Raw genomic sequence first — 6,415 nt, forward strand, 5'->3', positions numbered from 1 at the left:
GCCGCCGGGTGGCCGTCCGCGTCGCGCGAGACGAGCGCCGTGGTGTTGGCCTGCCGGTCGCGGATGAAGACGTCGCCGGCGTCGTTGTCATCGTCGGCGGCGAAGTTGGCGGCCAGGGACTCGAAGGCGACGTAGCGGCCGTTGTCGCTGATGACGCCCTGCCACGAGGGGCCGTCGCCCTGCGCCCCGCCCGCGCCGACCGAGACGCGCGTCGTCGTCCCGGCGGCCACGTTGCGCACGAAGACGTCGCTCTGGTTGTTGGTGTCGCCGTTCACGAGGCTGTCGGCGTCGGAGTGGAAGGCGACGAAGCGGCCGTCGGCCGAGACGGTCGGCGCGCCCGAATCGCCGCCGGCCTGGGTGGCCGCGCCGCGCAGCGAGACGCGGCGCGTCCCCCCCGCGCTCACGTCGTGCAGGAAGATGTCCACCGCGTCGTTGGTGTCGCCGCTGACCAGGTTCGTCGCCTCCGAAGCAAAGACGACGTACCGGCCATCGGCGGAGATTGTCGCGTCAAAGGAGTTACCGTCAATCAACTCCTCTGCGATGGCGCTGGTGGTCAGGAGCGTCGTCGCGCCCGTCTGGCGGTCGTGGAGGTAGATCTCGCTGACGTAGCCGCTGCTGCCGGGCACGAGTGTGTACGACCAACCCTCGAATACAACGTAGCGGCCGTCGTCGGAGATGGAGGGGGCGTCGAAGCGACTCTCCAGATCGTGTTCGTCGGACGTGACCGAGACGCACTCCATCACGCCCGTCTGCCGGTCGTAGACGAAGATGTCGGGGGAGGCGTCGCGGTCGCCGGCGACGAGGTTGGCGGCGCTCGACACAAAGGCGATGTAGCGGCCGTCGGCCGAGGTGGACGAGGCCCAGGCAGCGTCGCCGGAGTCGGACATGACGGCCGGCGGGAGGCGTTGCGTGGCGGGGGTTTCGGTTTGGGCGGCGCGCAGGTCGGCTAGCAGCCACACCCCTTCCGCCAGCAACAGGGCGAGAAAGACCAGGACGAACGGTAGACGGCGCTTCATCGTGAACTCCTGATGTGGCGCGTCCGGGAGTGGCGAGTCGGCTCCTCGCCGCGGTCGGGCGCGAAACGCAAAGGAACGATCGAGAACGCTTATAGCATAAGGAGTTGCGGCGGCCGTGTCAAGCGGCGGAAGCGGATCTCACGCTAAGACGCAAAGAACGCAAAGCCCAGATTCGTTCTGGGCTTTGCGCTCTTTGCGTCTTTGCGCTCTTTGCGTGAGCCTCTTCGCTCGTCACTCGTAGCTCGCCACCCGCTGCCCATACCACGACAGCCGCCCCCGGTCATCCTCCACCAGCAAGTCGCCGCGCGCTTCCAGCAGGCCCAAGGCCCGCATCATCGTCTTGTTGTCGAACCCCAGCCGGCGGGCGATGTGGCCCGGACGCTGCCCCGGCTGGTGAATGATGGCCTCGCGAATGTCGTCGAGCCGTTGACCGTTTACCTTGCGTCCCATGATCGTCCTCCGCCTTTCTGGTTCGTAGTCAGGCGATTCATCGCCGTCTCTTACCTCCCGCCCGAAGAACGGCGATGAATCGCCTAACTACGAACGGGTTGGTATGCTCTCATCACCTGGAGATAGCATACCGCCCACGAGGCGCGCCTATTCCCGCGCCTATCCCGCCTTTGCACCCGGTGAAGGGGGCCAAACGCGGGAGTAACGCGGGAACTCCCGCGGCCGGAGGAGGTGTACACTGGTGGCACGTAAGGGAGAGAAGGATACAGGACAAGTGCAACCCACTTCAGAAAGTGGGTCGCACTTGACGGGATGGGTGCGACCCACCTTCCGAGGTGGGTTGCGCCTGAACGGCAGGAGGGACACATGCTGGCCCAACTGACGGCCGGGGAATGGGAGGAGCTGGTGAAGAGCGCGGTCAAAGATTGGTACGAGACCGCCGCGCTGGAGCGGCATCCGCTGACAGGGTTGCGTGCCGTGGGCGAGCGGGCCGAGGCCCCCGCCTATGCGGGCGATCCCTACCGCCGGGCCAAGGCGCTGCGCGACGTGTTGCGCGAGGCCGTGACCGCGCTCGGTGTCGAGGGCGAGCCGCCCCCCGACCCCAACCGCCCCGACGACTCGCGCTGGATGGATCGGCGCTGGCGGCCCTGGAGCATCCTCACCCTCTCGCGCAGAGAACCGCCGGGCGAGGTGGCCGCCCGCCTGGGTCTGGCCCTGGGCGGCCAATATTACCGCGACCAGGCAAGGGCGTACGATATGTTAGCCGAACGCTTGCGTCTCCAGGAAGGCAGTCCCGTCGACGCCGCTTCCCCGGCCGCGCTGGCCTATCCCAGCGGGGCGGTGCGCCTCGATGACCCGTTCTACATCCCGCGCGGCGTGGACGCCGAGTTGGCCGAGGCGCTGGCCCGGCCGGGCGAGACGATCACCATCCGCGGCCCGCGCCAGGTGGGCAAGACCTCGCTGCTCATCCGCGGCATCCGCGAGGCGCAGCGCCGCTTCGGGGCGCGCGTGGTCTACTTCGATTTGCAGGGTGTGGGGGATGTGGGCGACGACCTCGACGCCTTCCTGTTGCGGCTGGCCGACTGGGTCGCCGACGAGTTGGGCGTCAATCCGGCGGCCGTCGAGGCGGCCTGGGCCAGCCGCTTGCCTGCCCAGCGCAAGTTGACCAAGTTCCTGGAGCAGTCGGTGCTCAGCGATGGCGGCAGCCCCATTCTGCTGGCGATGGACGAGATCGACCGGCTCCAGTTGACTCCCTTCCACTCCGAGTTCTTCGGGCTGGTGCGCTCCTGGCACAACCGGCGCGCCGGCAGCCCGCAGTGGAATAACCTGACCACCCTGATGGCCGTCTCCACCGAGCCGTATCTGCTCATCGATGACCTGAACCAGTCCCCCTTCAACGTCGGCCACGTGCTGAACCTGCGCGACTTCGACGCGGAGCAGGTGGCGGCGCTGAACCGGCTCTACGGCGCGCCGCTGGGGCCGGCCGAGCTGGCGGGGTTGATGGGGCTGCTGGGCGGCCACCCCTACCTGACGCGGGTGGCGCTCTACACGCTGGTGACCGGGCGGGCCGACTGGGCCGCGCTGGCCGCCTCGGCCGCGTCCGACCAGGGGCCGTTCCACCAGCACCTCCAGTGGCAGTACCGACTGCTCATCCGCGACGCCCGGCTGCGGGCGGCCATGCGCGAAGTGGTGCTGACCAACCGCTGCGATGACGCCGCCGCCGGCTTCCGGCTGATGAAAGCCGGGCTGGTCGTCAAGAACGAAGACCACTACGTTTGCCGCTGTGACCTCTACCGTCTCTACTTCGCGGCGCGGCTATAAGAATGAAACACGGATGGGATACGGATGAGACGGATAATACGGATTGAATCCTATACTCAATCCGTCATATCCGTTTAATCCGTCGCAATCCGTGTTTAATTTCTTCATCTGCCACATCTGCGAAATCTGCGGATAATAGCTTTTATGCTCTCCACCACCGTAGGCGACTTTTTTGTCGCCGGGGGCGCGCTGCGGTCGAACGCGCCGTCCTACGTTGAGCGCCCGGCCGACCGCCAGCTGGCCGAACTGACCGAGGCGGGCGAGCTGTGCTACGTCCTGACCACGCGCCAGATGGGCAAGTCGAGCCTGATGGTGCGCACCGCCGCCTGGCTGCGCGGCCGGGGCCTGCGCACGGCCGTCATCGACCTGACCCTCATCGGCAGCGCGCCCATCGAGCAGTGGTACCTGAGCCTGCTGGACGAGTTGCAGTCGCAACTGCCCATCACCACCGACCCGGAGGCGTGGTGGGCGGAGCACGCCGCGCTGACCCCCGTGCTGCGCTTCACCCGCTTCATCCAGGACGTGCTGGCGGTCGAGGTGCGCGAGCGCGTCGTCATCTTCATCGACGAGATCGACAGCGTGCTCAACCTCGACTTCGCCGACGACTTCTTCGCCGCCATTCGCGCCCTCTACAATGAGGGGGGCGCGCTGGCTGAGGAGCGGCGCATCTCGTTCGTCCTGCTGGGCGTGGCCGCGCCCGACGACCTCATCCGCGACACCAGCCGCACGCCCTTCAACGTTGGCGTGCGCATCCGGCTGGAGGAGCTGTCCTTTGGCGACGCCGGCGTGCTGCTCGACGGCGTGCCGGGGCGTGACCCGGCCGCGTTGCAGCGCATCTTCTACTGGACCAACGGCCACCCCTACCTGACGCAGAAGATGGGGTCGGCCCTGGCGCGACGGGCCGAGGCGGGCCATGCCTGGGACGCGGCGGCTATCGACGCGCTGGCCGCCGAGCTTTTCTTCACCGACGAGGCGCTGCACGAGGAGAACAACCTCCAGTTCGTCCACCGGCGCGTGCTGGGTAGCCCCCACCGCCGCCGGCTGCTGGCCCTCTATCGCCGTGTGCTGGCCGGCCGGCGCGTGCGCAGCAACGAGCAGTCGCTCTGGCAAAACGAGTTGAAGCTCTATGGCCTGGTGCGGGCCGGCGAGGACGACAACCTGATCGTCCGCAACCGCATCTACGCCCGCGTCTTCGACCGGCGCTGGGTGGCCGAGAACGCGCCGGTGGACTGGTGGCGGCGGGTGGCGGTGGCCGCGCTGCTGGTTGCTTTGCTCAGCCTGGCCGCGCTGACCTACTTGCGCGCCCAGCGCCCACCGGCAGCCGACGTGCTGGCCCAATCCTACACGGAGGGCTTCGGGACGGCGGCCAACCCCGCCCTGCGGCTGGACAGCCTGGCCGGCCTGTTCGCCCTGGAGGGGTACGACGATGAGGCGCTGGCCCTCTTTACCGGTTTGTCGCCGGAGGGACAGACGGCGCTCTTCAACGCGGCGACGCCCGACCTGCTGCCGCAAGTGGTGACCGTGGTCGCGGGAACCTACGGCACGCTCTACACCGACAGCTTCGAGCCTGATAGTCGTCTGGCCGCCACCACAACGGTGCTGCAAGCGATGGGCGCGGCGCTGGAGGGGGCGGAAGACGGCCGCGCCCGCACGCTGCGCGAGGAGATTCTCGTCTGGCTGCGCGGGCGCGACTACGCCGCCGACGAGCAGTTCACGGCCGCCCAGATCGCCTATGACCTGGCTGTGTCGCTGAACGGCGACAACCCGGCCACGCGCCTCGAGCGCGGGCTATCGGCGGCGCTGGGCGGGCAGTACGACGCGGCCCTGACCGATTTGTCGGAAGTATGGGCGCTGGGGTCGCCCTGGGCGGAGCGGGTCGTTGCGTCCCAAGGAGCAAACGCGGCGTTGAGCGCGGCGGCCTGGGCGGCCGCCACGCCGCCGCCTTTCCTGGCCGGCTTGTCCAGCCCCACGCCCACCGCGACCGCCACGCCATCCAGCACCCCCACCCGCCGGCCGACGCGCACCCCTTCGCCCACGCCCACCGCCACGGCAACGCCGACGGTCACCGCACCGCCGACACGCCCGCCCGCCTCGCCCACGCGGCCGACGGCCCGCCCCACGGCGACGGACGCGCCCACCCTTGCGCCGACCCGCCCCGCGCCGACCTGGACGCCCGCGCCGCCCACCGCGCCGCCGCCCACGCTCATCCCACCGACCGATGAGCCGCCGACCCAGGAGCCGCCGACCCAGGAGCCGCCCACGCCCGTTCTGCCGGACACGCCACTGCCGCCGACGCCGTTCGATCCATAGAAGATCTCACGCAAAGGGCGCAAAGAAGCAAAGAACGCAAAGCCCAGAAATGTTTCTGAGCTTTGCGTTCTTGGTTTTCTTTGCGCCCTTTGCGTGAGATCTTCCTAACTCTTCACCGTAATTATCGTTCCTTGTCCCGGCGCAGACTCCACCTCCAGCCGCGCCCCCACCGCCTCGGCCCGTTCGCGCGCGCCCAATAGCCCGTAGTGGCCGGCCAGCGCCAACTCGGCCGCCCGCCCGGCGTCGAAGCCCACGCCGTCATCCTCGATGGTCAGGGTTGCGTGGCCGGCATCAAACGTCAGGGAGAGCGCGGCGCGGCCGGCCCGCGCGTGGCGGCCCACGTTGCGCAGCGCCTCCTGAGCGATGCGGTAGTAGGCCAGTTCCACGTCGGGCGGCAGGCGGCGCGGCTCGCCGGTCGCCGCGAACGACACCGGGATGCCCAGCGCGGCCGACTGATCGCGGGCCAGTAGTTCCAGCGCCGGGACCAGCCCGAGATCATCCAGGTAACTCGGCCGCAGGTCGCGCGTCAGGCGACGCAGGTCGGCGATGGCCTCTGTCGTCAGTTGTTCCATCTCGGCCAGTTGGGTGGCCGTCTGCGGGCTGGCCGTGTCCCTGGCCAACTGGATGCGCTGGTTCAGGGCGATGAGCGCCTGGATGGTGTCGTCGTGAAGCTCGCGGGCCAGCCGGTGACGCTCTTCCTCCTGGCCGGCGTTCAGCGCGCCCAGGTAGTCGCGCAACCCTTGCTGCGCCTGGCGCAACCGGCGGGCCATGACCGCCAGTTCGCCCTGCAAGACGCGGATCTCACCGATGCCGCCCAC

The 6,415-nt window shown here is 68.9% G+C and carries 5 protein-coding genes; 2 read left to right on the forward strand and 3 right to left on the reverse strand.

Translation table 11 applies throughout. The features are described from left to right. Together ACE3UY_RS11460 and ACE3UY_RS11465 are read right to left on the reverse strand one after the other, a co-directional pair. On the reverse strand, positions 1-1,016 hold a 1,016-nt coding region (locus tag ACE3UY_RS11460), incomplete at its 3' end, for a TolB family protein (protein WP_374687659.1). Between the two features lie 231 nt (positions 1,017-1,247). Then, positions 1,248-1,466 (reverse strand): hypothetical protein, encoded by a 219-nt coding sequence (locus ACE3UY_RS11465; protein ID WP_374687660.1) that lies wholly within the window; start codon positions 1,464-1,466, stop codon positions 1,248-1,250. A 366-nt stretch (positions 1,467-1,832) separates the two neighbouring features. Between ACE3UY_RS11465 and ACE3UY_RS11470 the strand changes: the two genes are divergently transcribed. Then, on the forward strand, positions 1,833-3,287 hold the full coding sequence (locus tag ACE3UY_RS11470; protein WP_374687661.1) for an AAA-like domain-containing protein: 1,455 nt from the start codon (positions 1,833-1,835) through the stop codon (positions 3,285-3,287). Positions 3,288-3,431: 144 nt separating this feature from the next. Next, positions 3,432-5,597 (forward strand): AAA-like domain-containing protein, encoded by a 2,166-nt coding sequence (locus ACE3UY_RS11475; protein ID WP_374687662.1) that lies wholly within the window; start codon positions 3,432-3,434, stop codon positions 5,595-5,597. A 104-nt stretch (positions 5,598-5,701) separates the two neighbouring features. Here the strand turns inward: ACE3UY_RS11475 and ACE3UY_RS11480 are convergent. Further along, the coding region (locus ACE3UY_RS11480) for a sensor histidine kinase (RefSeq protein WP_374687663.1) at positions 5,702-6,415 on the reverse strand (714 nt) is incomplete at its 5' end.

This window comes from Promineifilum sp. (SeqCode) (genome assembly GCF_041918635.1).
Classification (GTDB): Bacteria; Chloroflexota; Anaerolineae; order Promineifilales; family Promineifilaceae; genus Promineifilum.